This window comes from Methylobacterium sp. E-025 (genome assembly GCF_022829705.1).
Taxonomy (GTDB): domain Bacteria; phylum Pseudomonadota; class Alphaproteobacteria; order Rhizobiales; family Beijerinckiaceae; genus Methylobacterium.
Genome location: NZ_JAKSYR010000161.1, coordinates 69,900 through 88,555 on the forward strand (window position 1 = coordinate 69,900; position 18,656 = coordinate 88,555).

The 18,656-nt window shown below is 67.4% G+C and carries 16 protein-coding genes and 1 pseudogene; 10 read left to right on the forward strand and 7 right to left on the reverse strand.

Features of this window, described 5'->3' with window-relative positions:
• Positions 1–34: 34 nt before the first annotated feature.
• From MKK64_RS23775 to MKK64_RS23795, 5 genes and pseudogenes are all read left to right on the forward strand, one after another.
• Positions 35–541, forward strand: a complete 507-nt coding sequence (locus MKK64_RS23775; RefSeq protein ID WP_243938028.1) for a hypothetical protein — start codon at positions 35–37, stop codon at positions 539–541.
• Positions 542–697: 156 nt separating this feature from the next.
• Positions 698–1,765 (forward strand): annotated as a pseudogene (locus MKK64_RS23780) (efflux RND transporter permease subunit); the annotation flags it as partial.
• Positions 1,766–1,895: 130 nt separating this feature from the next.
• Positions 1,896–2,336: a threonyl-trna synthetase gene (locus MKK64_RS23785; RefSeq protein ID WP_243938030.1), complete on the forward strand. Its 441-nt coding sequence runs from the start codon at positions 1,896–1,898 to the stop codon at positions 2,334–2,336.
• A 48-nt stretch (positions 2,337–2,384) separates the two neighbouring features.
• A complete protein-coding gene (locus MKK64_RS23790) occupies positions 2,385–2,651 on the forward strand; it encodes a metal-sensing transcriptional repressor (protein ID WP_243936964.1) in 267 nt (88 codons plus the stop codon).
• A 10-nt stretch (positions 2,652–2,661) separates the two neighbouring features.
• A complete protein-coding gene (locus MKK64_RS23795) occupies positions 2,662–3,987 on the forward strand; it encodes an MFS transporter (protein WP_243938032.1) in 1,326 nt (441 codons plus the stop codon).
• On the opposite strand, the gene MKK64_RS23800 is transcribed toward MKK64_RS23795, so the two are convergent.
• Positions 3,963–4,424: a hypothetical protein gene (locus tag MKK64_RS23800; protein ID WP_243938034.1), complete on the reverse strand. Its 462-nt coding sequence runs from the start codon at positions 4,422–4,424 to the stop codon at positions 3,963–3,965. The two genes, MKK64_RS23795 and MKK64_RS23800, sit on opposite strands and share 25 nt — an antisense overlap.
• 140 nt (positions 4,425–4,564) lie before the next feature.
• Here MKK64_RS23800 and MKK64_RS23805 point away from each other — a divergent pair, with 140 nt between their 5' ends.
• Both MKK64_RS23805 and MKK64_RS23810 read left to right on the forward strand, forming a co-directional pair.
• Complete coding sequence (locus tag MKK64_RS23805; RefSeq protein ID WP_243936970.1) at positions 4,565–5,188, forward strand: 2,3-bisphosphoglycerate-dependent phosphoglycerate mutase; 624 nt, start codon at positions 4,565–4,567, stop codon at positions 5,186–5,188.
• A 163-nt stretch (positions 5,189–5,351) separates the two neighbouring features.
• Positions 5,352–5,549 (forward strand): polyhydroxyalkanoate synthesis regulator DNA-binding domain-containing protein, encoded by a 198-nt coding sequence (locus MKK64_RS23810; RefSeq protein WP_243936972.1) that lies wholly within the window; start codon positions 5,352–5,354, stop codon positions 5,547–5,549.
• Positions 5,550–6,100: 551 nt separating this feature from the next.
• Here MKK64_RS23810 and MKK64_RS23815 read toward each other — a convergent pair.
• From MKK64_RS23815 to MKK64_RS23840, 6 genes are all read right to left on the reverse strand, one after another.
• Positions 6,101–6,796, reverse strand: coding sequence for a VIT family protein (locus MKK64_RS23815; RefSeq protein ID WP_243937010.1), 696 nt, complete (start codon positions 6,794–6,796; stop codon positions 6,101–6,103).
• 5 nt (positions 6,797–6,801) lie between these two features.
• Positions 6,802–7,356: a cytochrome b gene (locus MKK64_RS23820; RefSeq protein ID WP_243938036.1), complete on the reverse strand. Its 555-nt coding sequence runs from the start codon at positions 7,354–7,356 to the stop codon at positions 6,802–6,804.
• 61 nt (positions 7,357–7,417) lie between these two features.
• On the reverse strand, positions 7,418–8,221 hold the full coding sequence (locus tag MKK64_RS23825) for a Dps family protein (protein WP_243936976.1): 804 nt from the start codon (positions 8,219–8,221) through the stop codon (positions 7,418–7,420).
• A 200-nt stretch (positions 8,222–8,421) separates the two neighbouring features.
• Positions 8,422–10,734, reverse strand: a complete 2,313-nt coding sequence (gene katG, locus MKK64_RS23830) for a catalase/peroxidase HPI (protein ID WP_279593342.1) — start codon at positions 10,732–10,734, stop codon at positions 8,422–8,424.
• Positions 10,735–11,289: 555 nt separating this feature from the next.
• The gene (locus MKK64_RS23835) at positions 11,290–12,678 is read right to left on the reverse strand and encodes an ATP-binding protein (RefSeq protein WP_243936978.1); all 1,389 of its coding nucleotides are present in this window, start codon (positions 12,676–12,678) and stop codon (positions 11,290–11,292) included.
• Positions 12,671–13,348, reverse strand: a complete 678-nt coding sequence (locus tag MKK64_RS23840; RefSeq protein ID WP_243936980.1) for a response regulator transcription factor — start codon at positions 13,346–13,348, stop codon at positions 12,671–12,673. Before MKK64_RS23840 ends, MKK64_RS23835 begins: the two co-directional genes overlap by 8 nt.
• A 153-nt stretch (positions 13,349–13,501) precedes the next feature.
• On the opposite strand from MKK64_RS23840, the gene MKK64_RS23845 reads away from it, so the two are divergent.
• The 3 genes from MKK64_RS23845 (at position 13,502) to MKK64_RS23855 (ending at position 18,381) form a co-directional block, all read left to right on the forward strand.
• Complete coding sequence (locus MKK64_RS23845; RefSeq protein ID WP_409568002.1) at positions 13,502–14,902, forward strand: efflux RND transporter periplasmic adaptor subunit; 1,401 nt, start codon at positions 13,502–13,504, stop codon at positions 14,900–14,902.
• 7 nt (positions 14,903–14,909) lie between these two features.
• Positions 14,910–18,047: an efflux RND transporter permease subunit gene (locus MKK64_RS23850; RefSeq protein ID WP_243936982.1), complete on the forward strand. Its 3,138-nt coding sequence runs from the start codon at positions 14,910–14,912 to the stop codon at positions 18,045–18,047.
• A 118-nt stretch (positions 18,048–18,165) separates the two neighbouring features.
• A complete protein-coding gene (locus MKK64_RS23855; RefSeq protein ID WP_243936984.1) occupies positions 18,166–18,381 on the forward strand; it encodes a hypothetical protein in 216 nt (71 codons plus the stop codon).
• Positions 18,382–18,656 lie beyond the last annotated feature (275 nt).

An 18,656-nucleotide genomic window follows, 5' to 3' on the forward strand; every position in this document is an offset into this window, starting at 1 on the left:
CTGAGGGGATGACCCTTTCTGCAGGAGCCATGACATGAACACACGCTTCAATTTCGATCGGACCCCGAGTCCCATGGAAAAGCTCACGAGTTCTTTGCTTGAGAAGGCAAGGAAGAATGCGGGGCCCATGACTGGCATGGACGCTGACCAGCAGGCTGACTACCTGCTCGGGCGCATCAATCGTTCGGACATCTTTTTCGTGGTCTATCCTCGCGCGGACGCTTGTCTCGATTTCGAGATCACGATCATCAAGGGAGAAGCTGACGCAGCGGCCATCGGCTTCGTCCTAGGGGCATCGGACGGCACGAGCCCTGTAAGCATCCCACGCGTAAAGCCTCGCCGTGGCCTCTCGACCGACGCGCTCCTCGTTCCAGGGAAGAGGGAAGCCGAGGTGGTCGTGATGGCTTACAGCGCACTCCCCCAGGCCGTGGCCTGGCGCCAGGCGCAGATCGACGATGGCGGACCGCAGACCCTCCGGAACGTCAGGCTCTACGCCACGCCATACGGCTTTACCAACCACCCGATGGATGGTGAGGCCTAGACCCTACTCCTAGCTCTGCCGAAAGATCGGGTTGACCGTGATCCCGTCTGGTCAGTCCTCCTCAGGGCTGGCCGTACTTCGGAATGCCTTCCCTCGACCTTGGCATAGATTCCCGTCGAGACCAGCTAGACGTGGTCTTAAAGTCCACAATGGCGGGCATCTGTACTGCGCGGGACCGAAGGCGCCGACGACGTCAAGGTCGAGCAGACGGCCGGCCTGCCGTTCCTGGAGATCAAGATCAACAAGACGGAGGCCGCGCGCCTCGGCTTGAGCACGTCCTCGATCCAGGACGTCATCGGCGCGGCCATCGGCGGGCGCGAGGCCGGCATGGTGTTCGAGGGCGACCGGCGCTTCCCCATCGTCGTGCGCCTGAACGACAAGGTGCGCGAGGACCGCGAGGCCCTGGAGAACATCCCCGTGCCGCTGCCCCCGGGCGTCAACGGGCGGGCGTCCTCGGTGCTCCTGAAGCAGGTCGCGAGCTTCTCCATCACCGAGGGGCCGAACCAGATCTCGCGCGAGAACGGGCGCCGTCGGGTCGTGGTCACCGCCAACGTGCGCGGCCGCGACATCGGCTCGCTCGTGGCGGAGGCCCAGGCCAAGGTCGCGTCGGGCGTCCAGCTTCCTGCCGGATACTACGTGACCTGGGGCGGGCAGTTCGAGAACCTGGCCTTGGCCCGGCAGCGCCTGATGGTCGTGGTGCCGGTGTGCTTCTTCCTGATCTTCCTGCTGCTGTTCTCGGCCCTGAACTCGGCGCGCGACGCGCTGCTGGTGTTCAGCGCCGTTCCCCTGGCGCTCACTGGCGGCATCGCCGCCCTATGGCTGCGGGGCATGCCGTTCTCGGTGCCGGCGGCGGTCGGGTTCATCGCCCTGTAGGGGGTAGCGGTCCTAAACGGACTCGTGATGCTAACCTACATTAAGCAGCTGATCGCGGAGGGGAAACCGCGCAGCGAGGCGATCCTCGAAGGCGCGATGACCCGGCTCCGGCCGGTGGCGATGACCGCCCTGGTGGCGTCGCTGGGCTTCGTGCCGATGGCGCTGGCGACCGAGACGGGGGCCGAGATCCAGAGGCCGCTCGCGACCGTCGTAATCGGCGGCCTCATCAGCGCGACCCTCCTGACGCTCGTGATCCTCCCCGCCCTCTATGCCCGGTTCGCCCGGAAGACGACGGTCGGTTCGCCGGTCCGGGTGGCGGAGGCCCCGGCGCACCTCAAGGCGGCGGAGTAGCCCGATGCCGTGCCGTCCAGCGCTCGCCCTCGCGACATGGGCTGCCATTTCGATGCCGGCGGCCGCTTCGGGCGACGAGGCACCGTTCGGTCTCTCGTGAGGACCGGTAGACCGGATCGCGCCGCCGTCCATGGTCGACCGCGAGGCGAACCTGACCGCACTGTTCTACTTCCACGACCGGCCGCTCGCCTCGGGCACCGAAACCGACCAGGTCATCCTGGTCGTCTGCCGGGACCAGGGCCTGCAGCAAGTGGTCTGGGTCGGGCGCCCGCTCGGCGACGTCGCCGCCGCGTCGGCGCGGGAGGCGATGCGGCGGAAAGGCGTGCGGCGCCACGGCGAGCCCCGGATCGGACCTGCCGCGAACGCCCTGGAATGGCCGGAGGCGCGCACCACCCTGGCGATGCGCATGGGGGACGACAGCACCCGCATGTTGGTCATGACGGTTTCGGGTCCGGGGTTTGCGGCATGCTCCGCGGTGCATCGTGCCGCCACCGGCCATCCGGCCGAGTCCCACGTCACGGACCTGCTCGGCGAAAACGGGCCGCAGGCCGGCCACGACACGCAGCCGTAGCAAGCGACGCCGATTGATGCATCCCCTCCGGGGGGATAGGATCTCGGGATGGAACACGTCTCGCATCCGGACATCGTCAAGCGCCTGAAGCGCGCGCACGGCCACCTCGCCGGGGTCATCGCGATGATCGAGGAGGGCCGCCCCTGCGTGGACCTCGCCCAGCAACTGCACGCGGTCGAGAGTGCCATCACGAACGCCAAGCGCGTCCTCATCGAGGACCACATGGAGCACTGCCTCGCGGACGGCGTCGGGCACGGAGGCAAATCCACCAAGGACGCACTCGCCGAGTTCAAACTGCTCGCGAAGTACCTGTGAGGCGCTCCCGATGCTGAGCGTCCTCGCCCATCGCACCTACCGTCACCTGTTCGCGGCCCAGGTCATCGCCCTGATCGGCACGGGCCTGCTCACGGTCGCCCTCGGGCTTCTGGCATTCCGCATCGCGGGTGACCGCGCCGGCACCGTCCTCGGGACGGCGCTGGCCATCAAGATGGTGGCCTACGTCCTCGTCGCCCCGGTGGCCCAGGCCTTCACGAGCCGGTTGCCACGACGCGCATTCCTGGTGGGCACGGACCTCGTCCGCGCCGCCATCGCCCTGACGCTGCCCTTCGTCGACCAGGTCTGGCAGGTCTACGCCCTGATCTTCGTCCTGCAATCGGCCTCGGCGGCGTTCACCCCGACCTTCCAGGCCAGCATCCCGGACATCCTGCCGGACGAACGGGACTACACCCGCGCCCTCTCGCTCTCGCGCCTCGCCTACGACCTGGAGAACCTGCTGAGCCCGACCCTGGCGGCCCTTCTCCTGACCGTGGTCCCCTACAACGCGCTGTTCGGCGGCACGGTCGTCGGCTTCCTCTGCTCAGCGACCCTGGTGGTGTCCGTGACCTTGCCGACCGCCACCGGGTCCGACCGGCAAGGCGGCGTCTACGACCGCACGACGCGGGGCCTCAGGATCTACCTCGCGACGCCGCGCCTGCGCGGGTTGCTCGCCCTGAACCTCGCGGTCGCCTCGGCCGGCGCGATGGTCATCGTCAACACCGTGGTGATCGTGCAGGGCCTGCTGGAGCGACCCCAGGCCGACGTGGCCGTCGCCCTCGGCCTGTTCGGGGGCGGCTCCATGATCGCCGCCCTGACGCTGCCGCGCCTGCTCTACCGGCTATCGGACCGCGCAATCATGATCCCGGCGGCAGCCCTGCTCGGCGTGGTTCTCCTGGGTGTCGCGGCCATGACATGGGGCGGGACCATCGGCTGGCCGCTTCTCCTCGGGACATGGCTGATCCTCGGCATCGCCTACTCCACCGTGCAGACCCCCACCGGCAGACTCCTGCGCCGCTCGGCAACCCCGGAGGACCGGCCGGCCGTCTTCGCCGCCCAGTTCGCCCTGTCCCATGCCGCGTGGTTGCTCACCTATCCGCTGGCCGGGTGGCTGGGGCCGTCCGTGGGAATGCCATCCACGCTGGCGATCCTCGGGGGAATGACGCTTGCCGGCGTCACCACGGCGGCCCGGCTATGGCCGGCAACGGACCCCGACGTGATCGAGCACGCCCACGCGGACCTCGACGTCCGGCACCCGCACCTGCATGGAGGCCGCCGTCACGCCCACGCCTTCGTCATCGACGATCTACATCGTCAGTGGCCGGCCAGGGCGGGGTGAGTGCCGTTCGATGTTATTGCCAGCTGAGTCGAAAAGTGAGGCTGGCCGACCAGCGCAACGGAATTCGAATGTTCCGTTAGGCACGCGAGATTGAGGAGAACGTACCCCGCGGAACGGTCTTGGAAGCGGAGCCGTTCCCAAGGCTCGGGTGCCGTCGTTTTCGACGCATTGCCGACAACGACTTGAGGAAGCCCATGAGAAAATCCCTTTTCGCCGCAGCCATCCTGGCAACCCTGGGTGCCGCTTCGGTCGCCCCCGCCTCGGCCGCCCCCGGCATGATCGGTGCCGTCGATGCCCCGACCGCCGTGACTGAGGTCCGGATGGACGGCATGCACGGTCATCGCGGCCATGGCATGCGCCATCACCATCATCGTGGGCACATGATGCGGCACCACCATCACCGGGGCCACATGATGCGGCACGGCCACCGGCATCATCGCATGTGATCGACCGGGGCCCCACGGGGCCCCTTTTCATTTACGGGTACCTCTCGCGACTCTCGGGGAGGACGTCCCGTGTTCGTCGGTCGACCGCATCCGGGGCTCACCGGATCGAGGATGGACCCGGGCTGCCAGCCATGATCCCTTCGTCGCGACGCCTCGTCCTGGTCCGGCACGGCCAGAGCCAGGCCAACGCGGACGGGCTTTTCACGGGCAGGCTCGATCCTCCCCTGACCGAGGACGGCCGGCGCGAGGCATGCACGGTCGGGACGATCCTGAGGGATGAGGGGCATCGCTTCGATGCGGCCTTCACCTCGAACATGACGCGGGCCGTCACCACTATGGCATTGACGCTCGATGCCCTCGGACAGCCGGAACTCGTCCCCCGGCGGGACGCGGCGCTGGACGAACGCGACTACGGCGACCTCGGCGGTCTCGACAAAGCGACCGCCTACCGACGCTTCGGGGCAGCGCGGGTCGAGGACTGGCGTCGGTCGTACGAGGGCCGGCCGCCGAACGGCGAAAGCCTTAAAGACACCGTCGCACGGGTCGTACCCTTCCACCTGAGGCACATCCAGCCGGCGGCTATGCGCGCTCCGACGCTCGTCGTCGGCCACGGCAACGCCCTGCGGGCCCTGGTGCTGGCGCTCGAAGGCCTTGGGCCGGACGACGTCGAGTGCCTCGAACTCGCGACCGGATCGATACGGATCTACGAGTTCGCCCCGGACACAACCATCGCGTCGCGAAGGACCATCGGATGAGGTCCATCGACGCCTCGCGAGGCGGCACCGCCAAGGGTCACGAACATCGGCGTTCGGACCGGACCAACGCCCGATCGATCATTGCATGCGCAAATCCCAGACTTTAATCGTTCCAAGGTAAGAAACGCGTCGCGCCGGCGCCGACGCCAGCCCCATGGAAGCGATGCCGAAAAAGAGACCGCAATCCATCCTGCAGCTCAGGCGCTACGCCGGCTCCCGCCTGTACGATCCCGAGCGCAAGACCTACGTCTCGGCCGAGGACCTCGATCGGTTCAGGGCAGAGGGGCATCGCATTTCCGTCCGGGACGTCGAGACCGGGCAGGACGTGACCGACGCTTGCATGGGCCGCCCGATACACTGACCAGTGAACGATCCCGTGTCTCCGGCAGGGTTGGAGCGGCTCTCCGCAAACCTGGGCCGGCGCCGATGCGCTAGGCCGAATATCATGGCTGACGACGTCGGATCGGCGGTGACCGACCCCGGCCCTGGAGTAACCGAGCGCTCCTCGCCATGTCCCCAGGAAGCGGCAGGCGGCCCCCGCCAGGGTCATGGTGCCGTCTGCCGCCGTAGGAGGCCTGTGGCTCCGTTCGTCGCGGGTCGCATGGTCGGGACGTCACGGTCCGCCGCAGCGGATGCTGCCTTGAGAGCGATCCGTCACCTGCCTAACGAGGATCGGACGCCTTCAATCCGTGCCAAGGTGACGACGGCGCGTCACGACTCCCGCATCGGAATTGCCGCGAACGATAACCGACCTGCCCTCGAACGCCCCCGGACGGCAGGCGTCGACATGGCTCTCATCGTCGCCGGCCGGTTGCTTCTCGGCGCACGTAGCATCGGGTTCATCGCAGCCGGGGCCTTGCTGCTCGGCATTGGCCAGGTGGCGCCTTTAGGCCGCGACCGGCGATCGGCGGCTCAGACAGCCTTGCCGACGAGGTGGCCGATGCCGGCGGTGACCGCCATCGCTGCCGCGCCCCAGAACGCCACCCGTGCCGTCGCACGCGGAATGGCGGCGCCTCCGGCCTTGGCCCCGAGCGCGCCGAGTACGGCCAGGAAAAGCAGCGAGGCGCCCGAAACCGCGTAGACGACGACATCGGCCGGCGACAGCACGGCCACCAGCAACGGCATGGCCGCTCCGGCGGAGAACGTCGCCGCCGACGTCAACGCCGCCTGGATCGGACGCGCGGTAGTGAACTCCGAGATGCCGAGCTCATCACGGGCGTGGGCGCCGAGCGCATCCTTCGCCATGAGTTGGTCCGCCACCTGCAGCGCGAGGTCGTGGTCGAGGCCGCGCCCGACATAGATGCCTGCGAGCTCCTCCCGCTCGTCAACAGGGTCCTCTTCAAGCTCGCGTCGCTCCCGTGCGAGGTCCGCCTGTTCGGTGTCGGACTGGGAGCTGACCGAGACGTACTCGCCGGCCGCCATCGACATCGCACCGGCCACGAGCCCGGCCGTGCCGGCGACGAGGATCTCGCCGGAGGCTGCCGAGGAAGCGGCGACGCCGACGATCAGGCTGGCCGTGGAAACAAGGCCGTCGTTGGCGCCGAGCACGGCGGCGCGCAGCCAGCCGATGCGGTCGATGAGGTGGTTTTCCTGATGGGTCGCACGCATCATCGTCAGGGTCTCTCGTATGGGGCGGAGGGCGCGCGTCCCGGCAGGATGCGACGCAGCACGGCGTCGTGCCAAAGGTAATGATGGATGAGCGCGGCCGCGGCATGGAGGCCGGCGACGGCCATCAGGACGTTGGCGGCAAGCCCATGCCACTGGGTCAGCGGCTTGCGCCATTCCGGATCGCCGAGCTGCGGCAGCGAAAGCGGTCCGATCAACGTGACGCCCCGCACGAAAGCGTTGGCGATGCCGAGCCCGGCGATGGCGAAGAGCAGCAGGTACAGGGCGGCATGGGTCGCCTTGGCGAGGACATGCAGGGGACCGGGATCCTCAACTGGCAACTGGCGGCCATTCGTATAACGCCAGGCCAGCAACGCGACGGTGACGCCGGTGAAGACGAAACCGAGGACGAAGTGGGCTGACCAGATTCCCGAGCGTAGCGGGCCCTTCGGCAGTAGGTCTTCGAGGAAGGTGCCAATGAGCCATAGGACCAGAACGAGCCCGGCCATGAGCCAGTGCAAAGCGATGGTGGTGCCGTCGTAGGATGTCTCGCGTGAAGGCATGTCGTATCCGGTCAAGTAGACCACGCCCCCGCCGCGGCGGGCGAGGGCGGGCCGTAATCCATCAGGGCTTCGAGGGGCCCTGCGGGGCGATGTCGACGGGCTTGTTGTCGTTGAGGTCCCAGCCCGTGTTCGGGTCGGTCTTCGTGCGCTGGAGCTGGGCACGCATCTGCCACTGGTACTTGGCGACCCCGTGCTCGACCTCCTGCAGCAGGTTCGAGGTCGTCGGGTCGACCTGCTCCGTCGCCTTGATGGCGGCGTTCACCTCCTCGCCCACCCGCTTATAGGCGTTGGTGAACCACACGAGGATCTGGGCGTCGTCGAGGAAGCCGCCGGGGATCTCCGGAACGCCGGAGGTCTTCACGATGGTGTTGGCGCGGCCGTCGGCCGAGGATCCGATGGCGAGCAGGCGCTCGGCGATGGTGTCGGCGTACTTGGACAGGCCCTCGTAGTGCTCCTGCAGGAGCAGGTGCAGCGGGTAGTACAGCGTGCCGGAGGCGTTCCAGTGGGCCTGCTTGGTCTGGAGCTGGAGCTGCTGCAGCTCGGTCAGCGTCTGCTGGAGGGCTGCGACATCCTTCTTGATCGCATCGGCGTCGCCATCGAGGCCAATGACCGGCAGCCCCGACATCTCGTTGGTCGGGAAGGCGCCGACAGGCTGTGGACTGGTGGTCTTGGTCTGCGAGGCCCCGCGCACGTCGTCGGTGCTCTTGGCGGTTGGCTGGTCGGCCTGGGCCAGGTCGATCCGCGAGAGGACCTTCATCGCGCTCGGAACCGACGGTGAGACGGTCGGTGTTCCGTTGGCGACGGCGGGAAGCGGCAGTGCCGTCCCGAGGAGGAGCATGGCCGATAGGAGGCGTGCGTTCTTCATGAGGTTCAGATGTGACCTTGGAGCGTGCATGACCCGGATGGGCGACGCGTGCCTGAGGAACGACTACAGATTAGAATCGTTCGAAAATGACACCGAATTTAGGATTGCGTCGGATGCCCTGGGAAATGCCAAGGCCGGGACATCCGCAATGGATGCCCCGGCCTTGGCTCATCGCGCGGTGCCTTTACGGCAAGGGTCGATCAGGACCTGACATCGTAGCGATCCAGCATCATGACCTTGTTCCAGACCCTGACGAAGTCCTTCGCGAAACGCGCCCCGCCGTCGCTGCCGGCATAGACCTCGGCCACCGAACGGAGCTGCGAGTTCGATCCGAAGACGAGATCGCACCGGGTCGCGGTGAACTTCGTCGCGCCGCCGGCGCGGTCGACCAGATCGAAGGTCATGCCCGCCTCGTCGGCCTTGCGCCATTCGAGGTCGACGCTCGTCAGGTTGACGAAGAAGTCGTTCGACAGGACGCCGACCCGGTCGGTGAAGATGCCGTGCTTCGAGCCATCGTGGTTGGCTCCGAGCGCACGCAGGCCACCCACGAGGGCGACCCACTCGGGCGCCGTGAGGGAGAGGAGATACGCCTTGTCGAGGAAGAGTTCTTCCGGTGAGACACGACCCGATGTGACCGCCGCAAAATCGTCCGCCACGTAATTGCGAAAGCCGTCGACGACGGGCTTCAGCCACGTGAACATCTCGATGTCGGTCAGGTCCTGACGGGTGTCGACACGGCCCGGCGTGAATGGAACCGCGATGGCATGTCCGGCATCCGCCAGCGCCTTCTCGATGGCGACGCAGCCGCCGAGCACGATGAGGTCAGCCAGCGAGACCCGTCTGCCGCCGCCGCGTCCGTTGAACGCATCGGCGACCTGCCGGAGGGCCGCGACCACCGGCACCGTCCGCCGGTTGATCGCCCAGTCCTTCTGCGGGGCGAGCGCCAGGCGTCCACCGTTGGCGCCGCCGCGCTTGTCGCTATCCCGGTAGGTCGAGGCCGCCGAGAAGGCCGTGAACGCGAGGTCGGACACCGACTGGCCGGTGGCCAGGATGTCCTGCTTCAGCGCGGCGACGTCGGCGTCGTCGATCAGGCCGTGCTCGCGCGGCGGGATCGGGTCCTGCCACAGCAGGTCGTCCTCGATCCTCACCTCGGGCCCGAGATAGCGCTCCTTCGGGCCCATGTCGCGATGGGTCAGTTTGTACCACGCCTTCGAGAACGCCAGCGTGAAGGCGTCGAAGTCGTGCAGGAACTTCTCGCAGACTTTGCGGTACTCGGGATCGACCTTCAGGGCGATGTCGCTGGTCATCATCATCAGGCCGTGCATCTGGCCCGGGACGTGCGCGTCCGGGGTCTTGGGCGCATCCGGATCGGCCGGAGTCCACTGCGAGGCACCGGCCGGGCTCTTGGTCTGCACCCATTCGAACTTGAAGAGGTTTTCCAGGTAGGCGTTGTCCCACTGGGTCGGGTTCGGCGTCCAGCTGCCCTCGATGCCGTTGGTCATCGTGAACTGGGCGAAGCCGGTGCCCTTCGGGTTGTGCCAGCCAAGGCCCATCGCCTCCATCGGCGCGATCTCGGGCGGCGGGCCGACCTCGTCGGCCGAGACCATGCCGTGGCTCTTGCCAAAGGCATGCCCGCCGGCGATCAGGGCGACGGTCTCCTCGTTGTTCATCGCCATCCGGGTGAACGTGGTGCGGATGTCGCGCGCCGACCCCATCGGGTCGCCGTTGGCGTAGGGACCCTCGGGATTCACGTAGATCAGCGCTTGGTGCGAGGCGGCCAGCGGATTTTCGAGGTCGTAGTCCGCATCGCCGTTCTGACCGCGCCAACGCTTGTCCCGGGTCACCATGCTGTCGAACGACTTGACGTCTGTCGGGTCCCAGATCTCGGGGCCCCAGTAGGTGGCGTTATCGGCCTCCCAGGCGTCCTGCCGGCCGCCGGCGAAGCCGTAGGTCGGGAAGCCCATGATCTCCAGGGCGCAGTTACCGGTCAGGACCATGAGGTCACCCCAGGAGAGGGCGCTGCCGTACTTCTGCTTGATCGGCCAGATCAGGCGCCGGGACTTGTCGGTATTGCCGTTGTCCCACCAGCTGTTGATCGGCGCGAAGCGCTGGAGCGCCTCGCCGGCGCCGCCGCGCCCGTCCGCGATGCGGTAGGTGCCGGCAGCGTGCCACGCCATGCGGATCATCTGCGGGCCATAATTGCCGTAATCCGACGGCCACCATGCGACCGTGCTGGTGAGAAAGGACTTGATGTCCCGCTTCACGGCATCGAGGTCCAGCGCCTCGAAGGCTGCCTTGTAGTCGAAGTCCTCGCCGAGCGGGTTCGCCTGGGGCCCGTTCTGATGAAGCAGCTCGACCTTCAGTCGGTTGGGGTACCAGTCCGAGAGTGCCGGTGGGGTGCCGACCGCGCCGCCGATGCGGTCGCCGCCGAAGGGGCACTTGCCCTGCATCTCGAAGGACTTGGTGTCCAACTTGCTATTATCGGAGATATTCAAAGCCACTTCCTTTTCCATATCGAGCATTAGTCGAAGCGAGAAGTTTGTCGCCTCAGGACCATCAAAATATTTACGTAAACCTACCTATGCCTTCGGCGAGGCGACTGCATATGACGTGACCGACATTCGATGCATCGGTCCGTCGAACCTCAGTCCTCGCCACCGTGGCATTCCATGCCCGGCGGGGCGGTCGAGCAATTCAACGCGCATGTCTGGTCTACCCTGCAATACCACTGCAGCGACCCCCGGCTGATGCATGAGCCCGCGCAGTGCTTGTGAGGCACGCCGACCGGTTCGGAGAATGACAGTGGAGCGTCCTTACGGACTTGCGGGGGCTCCGCTGCAGCGGGCGCGGTCATCGGCGCCAGGGCGAGGACCGCGCCTGCCAACCTTCTAACCGCGCAAGGGTGTATCGACATCATGGCCGACACTGCACACCGAAGTGCAGATTAGAACAATTCTTAAAATTAAGTTCATTTTCCGGTCGGGGCCTTGACGATGGGCGTTGTCCGGTTCGCTCCACCAACAATGACGCCGTCCGCCATTCCACGCGCCCGCAAGCCGGGCACGCGTTCATCCCGCCAGGGTCGTACGACGTTCCACCGTCGGGCATCCCACTTCGAAACGGCATCCCCCGGCAAGACCGTCGCCGACGGCCAACGAGAACCCGTGCAACTTGGCGATGGCGGCGACGAGGCCGAGGCCAAGTCCGTTGCCCTGCGTCTGTCGGGCGCGTTCCGCGCGATAGAATCGTTTGAAGATCTGGTCACGCTCGCCGGCGGCGATCCCGGGGCCCGTATCCTCGACGGATATCACGACATCGCCATCGCTCTCGCGTCGGAGAAGACCGACCCGGACGCTTCCCCCGGGCGGCGTGAACTTGATCGCGTTGTCGAGAAGGTTCGAGACCGCCTCGAAGATCAGGCTGCGGTCGCCATCGATGAAGGTGACACTTCTATCGACGTCGATGCTGAGGGCGACCCCGTTTTCTTCAGCCAGGGGTTCGAACAGTTCCGTCGCCTCGCCCACCACGAGACCGAGATCGACAGGACCGAAGGCGGCGCAGCGGCGGCCGTGCTCGATCTCGCCGATGCGCAACACCGCCGTCACCATCTCCAGGGTCTGGTCGATCCAGACCAGACCCTGGTCAACCGCCTCGCGAAGTTCGTCGATGTCGCGAGCTTGGTCGCGGCCGCGCTCCAAACGCAGGCGGAGGCGCGTGAGTGGGGTCCGAAGGTCGTGGGCCACTGCGTCACCCACGCCACGTACTTCCTCCATCAGACGCTCGATCTCGTCGAGCATCCCGTTGACGTCCCGTGCGAGACGGTCGAACTCGTCCCCGGCCTCGCCGACCGGCAAGCGCTGGCGCAGGTCACCGCGCATCACCCGAGCGACCGCCGCCTCCGTGGACGCCAAGCGGCGCTTGGCTCGCCCGGCGAGTAGCACTCCGCCGAGGATGGAAAAGGCCAGGGTCGGTCCCAGCGCAAGCCCGAGCGCCCGGATCACCGTGGCCTTGGCGCGGTCGATCTCGTCTGTGTCGTGGGCCACCACCACGACCGTGCCATCGCTCAGGGCCACGGCCGCGGACCAGAGATCCTCGTGAAGGCGCCGTCCCGCGATTGCGACCTCGGTACCGATCCGGCGGACCTCGCCGTCAAGAGGCAGGTCGGCCGGCCGCGCATCGAGGTTGCCCGCGAGCTTGCCCCCATCGGCGCCGAACAGGCCGGCGAAGTGGACGCTATGCAGGTCCTCGCTGATCCAGGTCTCGATGCGGTTCGCCGCCTGCCCCGGGTCTTGGGCGGCGTACCGGACCTCGTGGCGAAGCACTTGGTTAAGCTCGTCCTGCATGAACGCGGCGGTCTGCCAGTATACGAAGGCGAACAGGACCAATGACAGCAGGGTCGACCAAAGGGCGATGCCGAGCGCCCAGCGGAATGCGAAGGAGCGGGTGAGCCTAGACATCGGGGGTTAGGGTGAAGCCCTCTCCCCGGACGTTGTGGATCAGGATCGGCTCGCCCTCGTCCTCAAGCTTCTTGCGCAGGCGCCCGACATGGACGTCGATCAGGTTGGATTTGGGCGCGAACCGGTAGTTCCAGACCTCCTCGAACATCATTGCCCGCGTCACGACCTGACCGGGGCGGCGCATGAGATATTCGAGGAGCTTGAGTTCGCGCGGCAGCAGGTCGAGGCCGCGCAGGCCCCGGCGCCCGGTCCCGGCAAGAAGATCGATCTCTAGGGTTCCCACCCTGAGGACCGTCTCGCGGGTGTCGGTCGGCCGCCGCAGCAGGGCCTCGATCCGGGCCGCGAGTTCCGCGAGGACGAAGGGCTTGCCGAGGTAGTCATCGCCGCCGGCGCGCAGGCCGCGGATGCGTTCGTCGACGTCGCCCAGCGCGCTCAGGACCAACGCCGGCGTCCGGTCACCGGCGCCGCGGAGGTCCCGCAGGAGGGTGAGCCCGTCCAAGCCGGGAAGCATCCGGTCGAGGATGATGGCGCTCCAGTACCCGGAACGGGCGGCGGTCGCGCCTTCCGGTCCCGTGGCGGCCCATTCGACCTCGTGCCCACGCCCGCGCAGGTCGCCGAGGACGTCCTCCGCCGTCGCGGCATCGTCCTCGATCAGAAGTAGCTTGGCCAACCCGGTCCACTCCCAGGCTCACGCCCCTGTCCCGATGCATGATGTGGTTCGGGACCGGTCCCGTGACCACGAGTGTGAACGCGAATTTAATGGTGCGCGTGGCGGCCCGTTCTATGTCCTAGAATAAATCTAATCTAACTGACGGACGACATCGTGTTGCTGGAGGCGGAGACGGACGTGCCCGGGAACGGCGAGGTAGGGATCGCCGGTCGTGGCGAGGTGCGCGAGCGCCTTGACGCCGAGGGATCGACGGCAACGGCAGCATCCGGAGGATACGCCCTATCCGGCCAGACCCCCACGAGGATCGGGCGTCGTTCCTTGTTGGCGGTGGTCGTCTGTCTGATCGCGGTCGCGCTGGCCGCCTGGTGGTATCGCGAGGCCGCCAAGCCCTACCTCGAACCCATGCTGGGCCTCATCGGGTTGGCCGCGGCCGCACCTGACGCAGCATCGAGCACGAACGCTCCCGAGCAGCCTGCCGAGGACAACGTCGTTACCCTCGATGCCGACGGACAACGCCGCCTCGGACTGACGTTCGGGCAATCCGAGATCCGCCGGATCATCCTTCCCGTACGCACGCCCGGCATGGTCGCCTTCGACGAGCGCCGGGTCACCCGCCTGAAGCCCCGGACCTCGGGTCGGGTGCTCACCCTCTCGGTGCAGCCCGGGGACCAGGTGAAGGCCGGGCAGACGCTGGCCACGCTCGACGCCGCCGGGGTCCTCGATGCCCGCAACGGCCTCGCCGCCGCGCAGGCCAGCCTCGGGGAGGCGCAGGCCACGGAGAAGGTCGCCGAGACCAATTTGAAGCGTGGCAGCGACCTCGTGAAGATCGGCGGTGTCGCCCAGGCCGAGGTCGACCGTCGCCAGGTCGACCTCGCCAAAGCCCATGCGGCCACCCTGTCCGCCAAATCGCAGGTCGACCTCTACCGTGCGCAGTACGAGCGCCTCGCCCCGGCTCCCGGAGAGGCTCCGGGCATCAGCGCCATCGTCTCGCCGATCAACGGTGTCGTGACGATGGCCGGTATCACCCTGGGCGAGGTGGTCGACACCAACCGCGACGCCTTCACGGTGGCCGACCCCTCGCAGATCCAGGTTCTGGCCAATCTCTACGGCCACGACATCGCGACCGTTAAAGCCGGCGACCGGGCGACCATCGAGGCCCCGGTCACGGCCCATCCCCGCTTCGAGGGCCGGGTGCGTTCAGTGAATGCCGCCATCGACGCGATGACGAATACCGCCCCGGCCCGCATCGAGATCGCCAACCCGGACGGAACGTTGCGCGCCAACATGTTCGTCTCCGTCGAGATCGCCGCCGATCTCGGGCGTGAGGGGGTCACGATGCCGGCCGCCGCGATCCAGCAGACCGAGGGCGGCCCCATCGCCTTCGTGCGCACGGGAGACGACCGTTTCGAGAAGCGGGACCTCACCCTTGGGGTGCAGCGCGCCGACTGGGTCGAGGTGACGTCCGGCGTGGCGGCGGGGGAGACGGTGGCGACGCAAGGAAGCTTCGGCCTCAAGGCCATTCTGATGCGCGCCCTGCTCGGTTCCACGGATTGAGATCGCGATGAACGCCTGGTTCGCCCTCCTCATCCGCCGCCGCTGGCTCGTCGTGATCCTGGCGCTCGCCGGTGCGATCGGCGGCATCGTCAACCTCGAAGGCCTGTCCATCGACGCGGTGCCGGATGTATCGCCCAAGCAGGTGATGGTCCTGACCCTCTCGCCCGGCCTAGGGCCGCTGGAGGTCGAGCGCCTCGTCAGCTTCCCCGTCGAGAACGCGATGGCGGGGGCGCCAAGCCTCACAGGGATACGCTCGACCTCACGCTACGGCGTCTCGGCGGTCTACGTCACCTTCGACGATTCCATGTCGATCACCGAGGCGCGGTCCCAGGTGTTCCAGCGCCTGCCGCTGGCGAAGACCATGATGCCGGCCGGCGTCGGCGATCCCGAGATGGGGCCGATGGCGACGGGGCTGGGCGAGATCTACCAATTCGAGGTGCGTGGCCCGGGCTACTCGCCGATGGCCCTGAAGCGCATCCTACAGTGGACCATCGCACCGAAGCTCAAGCTGACCCCGGGCATCGCCGACGTGAACATCTACGGTGGCCAGATGCCGACCTACGAGGTCCGCATCGCCGCCGAGAGCCTGCATCGCTACGGCGTGACCATGGCCCAGGTCTACACGGCGCTTGCCGAGAACAACGCCGCGCGCGGCGGCGCCTACATCGAGCACAACGACCAGCAGGAGGTCATCCGCGGCCTCGGGCTCGCCAAGGACACGAAGGATCTCGCCAACATCGTCGTCACGACGGGGCCGGGCGGCGTACCGGTGACGGTCGCCACCCTGGGCGAGGTGGTGGAAGCCCCGAAGGTGCGGCTCGGCGCCGTGACGCACGATGCGGCGGGCGAGACCGTCGTCGGCATCGCCATGATGCAGCAGGGCGAGAACGCCAGCGCCGTGGTCGTGGCCGTGAAGCAGACCATCGAGACCCTGCGCCAGCAGCTCCCACCGGGCGTCGAGATCGTCCCCTACTACGACCGCAGCACACTCGTGGCACGAACCATCCGTACCGTCGAGCACAACCTCATGGAGGGGGCTGTGCTCGTCATCGTCGTGCTGCTCCTGCTGCTGGGTAACCTCCGGGCCGGCCTCGTGGTCGCGGCCGCGATCCCCTTGTCCATGTTGATGGCGTTCGCCGGGATGCGGCTGTTCGGGCTCTCGGGCAACCTGATGAGCCTCGGCGCCATCGATTTCGGCCTCATCGTCGACGGCGCCGTGGTGATGATCGAGAACGTCCTGCGCGCCCGCGGCGAACACCCGGAGCGTCCGGCCGAGGAGGTGATCCGCAAGGCGACCGTCGAGGTGGCGCGCCCGATCCTGTTCGCGGTGGCCATCATCATCATGGTCTACCTGCCCATTCTCGCCCTCGAAGGGGTGGCGGGGAAGATGTTCCGGCCGATGGCTCTCACCGTCATCCTGGCGCTGGCTGGGTCGCTGGTGCTGACCATGACCCTGATGCCGGCGCTCGCCGCCATCGTGCTTGCCGGGCCCGGGATCGGCGAGCGCGAGACCCGCGTCGTCCACTGGGCGCGGAGCGCCTACACCCCCATCCTTCGGCTGGCCGAACGTCGCACCGGGATCACCCTCCTGGTCACCCTCGGGCTGTTCGCCGGAAGTTGCTGGCTGGCGACCCGGCTTGGAGGCGAGTTCCTGCCCAAGCTCTCGGAAGGCTCCATCGTCATCACGTCGGAAAAGCTGCCGGGCATCAACCTCGATGCCTCGCTCAAGGTCATGCATCGCATCGAGCAGACCCTGAAGAGCTTCCCCGAGGTGAAGCGGGTCGTCTCGCTCACCGGTAGCGCCGAGATCCCCACAGACCCGATGGGGGTCGAGTCCACCGATAGCTTCATAACCCTGTCCGACCCATCGACCTGGACGACGGCGACCACCCAGGAGGGGCTCGTCGCCGCCCTCGACAAGCGTCTGCGCGCGGAGGTGCCGGGGGTTTCCTACGCGTTCTCACAGCCGATCCAGATGCGGATGGACGACCTGCTGGAAGGCGTGCGCGGCGACGTCGCGATCAGCCTGTACGGCGACGACCTGAAGGTGCTGAAGGACAAGGCCGACGCCATCGTGCGGGCGGTCTCCGGCGTCTCGGGCGCGGCCGACGTGAAGGCCGAGGCGCAGGCCGGCATGCCGGCCCTGTCCATCCAGGTCGACCGAGGGGCGGCCGCCCGCTACGGCATTAACGTCAGCGACATCCTCGATGTGGTCGAGAGCATCGGCGGCCGCACCGCCGGAATGATCTACGGCGACGACAACTCCATCACCGACATCGTGGTCCGGTTGAAGTCCGCCGACCGCAGCGACATCGCGCGCATACGCGACTTGCCCGTCGGACGGAGCGGCAAGGCGCTGGTTCCGCTCTCGCTCGTCGCCTCCGTCGACGTGGCGACGGGGCCCGCCCAGATCAGCCGGGAGAAGCTCCAGCGCCGGATCTCGGTTCAGGCCAACGTTCGCGGACGCGACGTCCAGAGCTTCGTCAGCGACGCACAAGCGGCGGTCAAGGCCCAGGTGACCCTGCCGCCGCGCTACTCGCTGCAATGGAGCGGGCAGTTCCAGAACCTGCAGGAGGCGACGAGCCGGCTCTCCGTGGTGGTCCCGGCCGCGATGGCGGCGATCCTGGTGCTCCTCGTGGTGATGTTCGGCGACATCCGCCTCGCCGGGCTGATCTTCCTCAACGTGCCGATCGCCGCCACCGGCGGTATCGTCGCCCTGTACCTGCGCGGGCTGCCGTTTTCGATCTCGGCGGCGATCGGATTCATCGCCACCTTCGGCATCGCCATCCTCAACGGCGTGGTGCTGACGAGCTACATCCGCGACCTCGAACGCGTCGGACTCGACGCCCGCGAGGCGGCGACCCGGGCCGCCGAGATGCGCCTGCGCCCGGTCCTCATGACGGCACTGGTGGCGGCGCTCGGGTTCCTGCCGATGGCCCTCTCAACGAGCGCGGGCGCCGAGGTGCAGCGCCCGCTGGCCACGGTGGTGATCGGCGGTCTCGTCACGGCGACCCTACTCACCCTCATCGTGCTGCCTGCCGTCTATCCGTACCTGGCGCATCTGCGGCTCCCCTGGCGCCGTCGCGACGACCAGCCATCCGGACTGGGGATGAAAGGCGATCAGCGGGCGGGCGTCGATGGTTAGGGGCGTCCGGGCCGCCATCAGGGCCACCGCCTTCCTGGGTGTCCCAATCCTTGCTGCGGGTATTCCATCTGCGTCCGCCGCGGACTTCGAATGCGCCGGATTCCTCAGGATGCACGGGATGCTGCGCAGAGCGTCGGCGGCCTGTGGCTTCACCGCCTACAACTCCGCAATCGTGGATCGGGCACGTATCTGCTTCGATGCCATCGGCAGCCGCCCCGCCGCCGAGGCGATGCATTCGGGCGCGGCGGAATTTGAGCGATGGCAGGCCATCCGCAATCGCGATGCGCTCTGCGCGACCTTGGCCGCCAAGTTCCCGATGGTCGTCCAGCCGTAGTCCTAGAGCAGGCAGACTGACGGCGCCATTCACCTCCCGGACGGTCAGTCCTCTCGTACGGATGCCGCGATCCTCGTCCAACGCGTCGTCAGCGCGCGGGGGCAAGCGCGTCTCGGCGGAACACGGAGCTGCCCAGCCATTCGTGCTGCACTGCAACATTCCGCGCTGAGGCCCGTTGAATGGGCGCTACCCTCGCATCGACGGGTGAGGGACGGCATCGGGTCGAACGCTCGCCGAGCGAAACCGTGATGCTGCCATCTCCCCGAAAGTCATAC

Excerpts from the sequence above, each read along its gene's own strand:
- MKK64_RS23855 (WP_243936984.1), top strand. The coding sequence starts at position 18,166 with ATGCTGCGCAGAGCGTCGGCGGCCTGTGGCTTCACCGCCTACAACTCC.
- MKK64_RS23785 (WP_243938030.1), top strand. The coding sequence starts at position 1,896 with ATGGTCGACCGCGAGGCGAACCTGACCGCACTGTTCTACTTCCACGAC.
- MKK64_RS23835 (WP_243936978.1), bottom strand. The coding sequence starts at position 12,678 with ATGTCTAGGCTCACCCGCTCCTTCGCATTCCGCTGGGCGCTCGGCATC.
- MKK64_RS23820 (WP_243938036.1), bottom strand. The coding sequence starts at position 7,356 with ATGCCTTCACGCGAGACATCCTACGACGGCACCACCATCGCTTTGCAC.
- katG (WP_279593342.1), bottom strand. The coding sequence starts at position 10,734 with ATGGAAAAGGAAGTGGCTTTGAATATCTCCGATAATAGCAAGTTGGAC.
- MKK64_RS23795 (WP_243938032.1), top strand. The coding sequence starts at position 2,662 with ATGCTGAGCGTCCTCGCCCATCGCACCTACCGTCACCTGTTCGCGGCC.
- MKK64_RS23810 (WP_243936972.1), top strand. The coding sequence starts at position 5,352 with ATGCCGAAAAAGAGACCGCAATCCATCCTGCAGCTCAGGCGCTACGCC.
- MKK64_RS23815 (WP_243937010.1), bottom strand. The coding sequence starts at position 6,796 with ATGCGTGCGACCCATCAGGAAAACCACCTCATCGACCGCATCGGCTGG.
- MKK64_RS23790 (WP_243936964.1), top strand. The coding sequence starts at position 2,385 with ATGGAACACGTCTCGCATCCGGACATCGTCAAGCGCCTGAAGCGCGCG.
- MKK64_RS23805 (WP_243936970.1), top strand. The coding sequence starts at position 4,565 with ATGATCCCTTCGTCGCGACGCCTCGTCCTGGTCCGGCACGGCCAGAGC.
- MKK64_RS23825 (WP_243936976.1), bottom strand. The coding sequence starts at position 8,221 with ATGAAGAACGCACGCCTCCTATCGGCCATGCTCCTCCTCGGGACGGCA.
- MKK64_RS23800 (WP_243938034.1), bottom strand. The coding sequence starts at position 4,424 with ATGATGCCGGTGGCCGTGCCGCATCATGTGGCCCCGGTGATGGTGGTG.
- MKK64_RS23775 (WP_243938028.1), top strand. The coding sequence starts at position 35 with ATGAACACACGCTTCAATTTCGATCGGACCCCGAGTCCCATGGAAAAG.
- MKK64_RS23850 (WP_243936982.1), top strand. The coding sequence starts at position 14,910 with ATGAACGCCTGGTTCGCCCTCCTCATCCGCCGCCGCTGGCTCGTCGTG.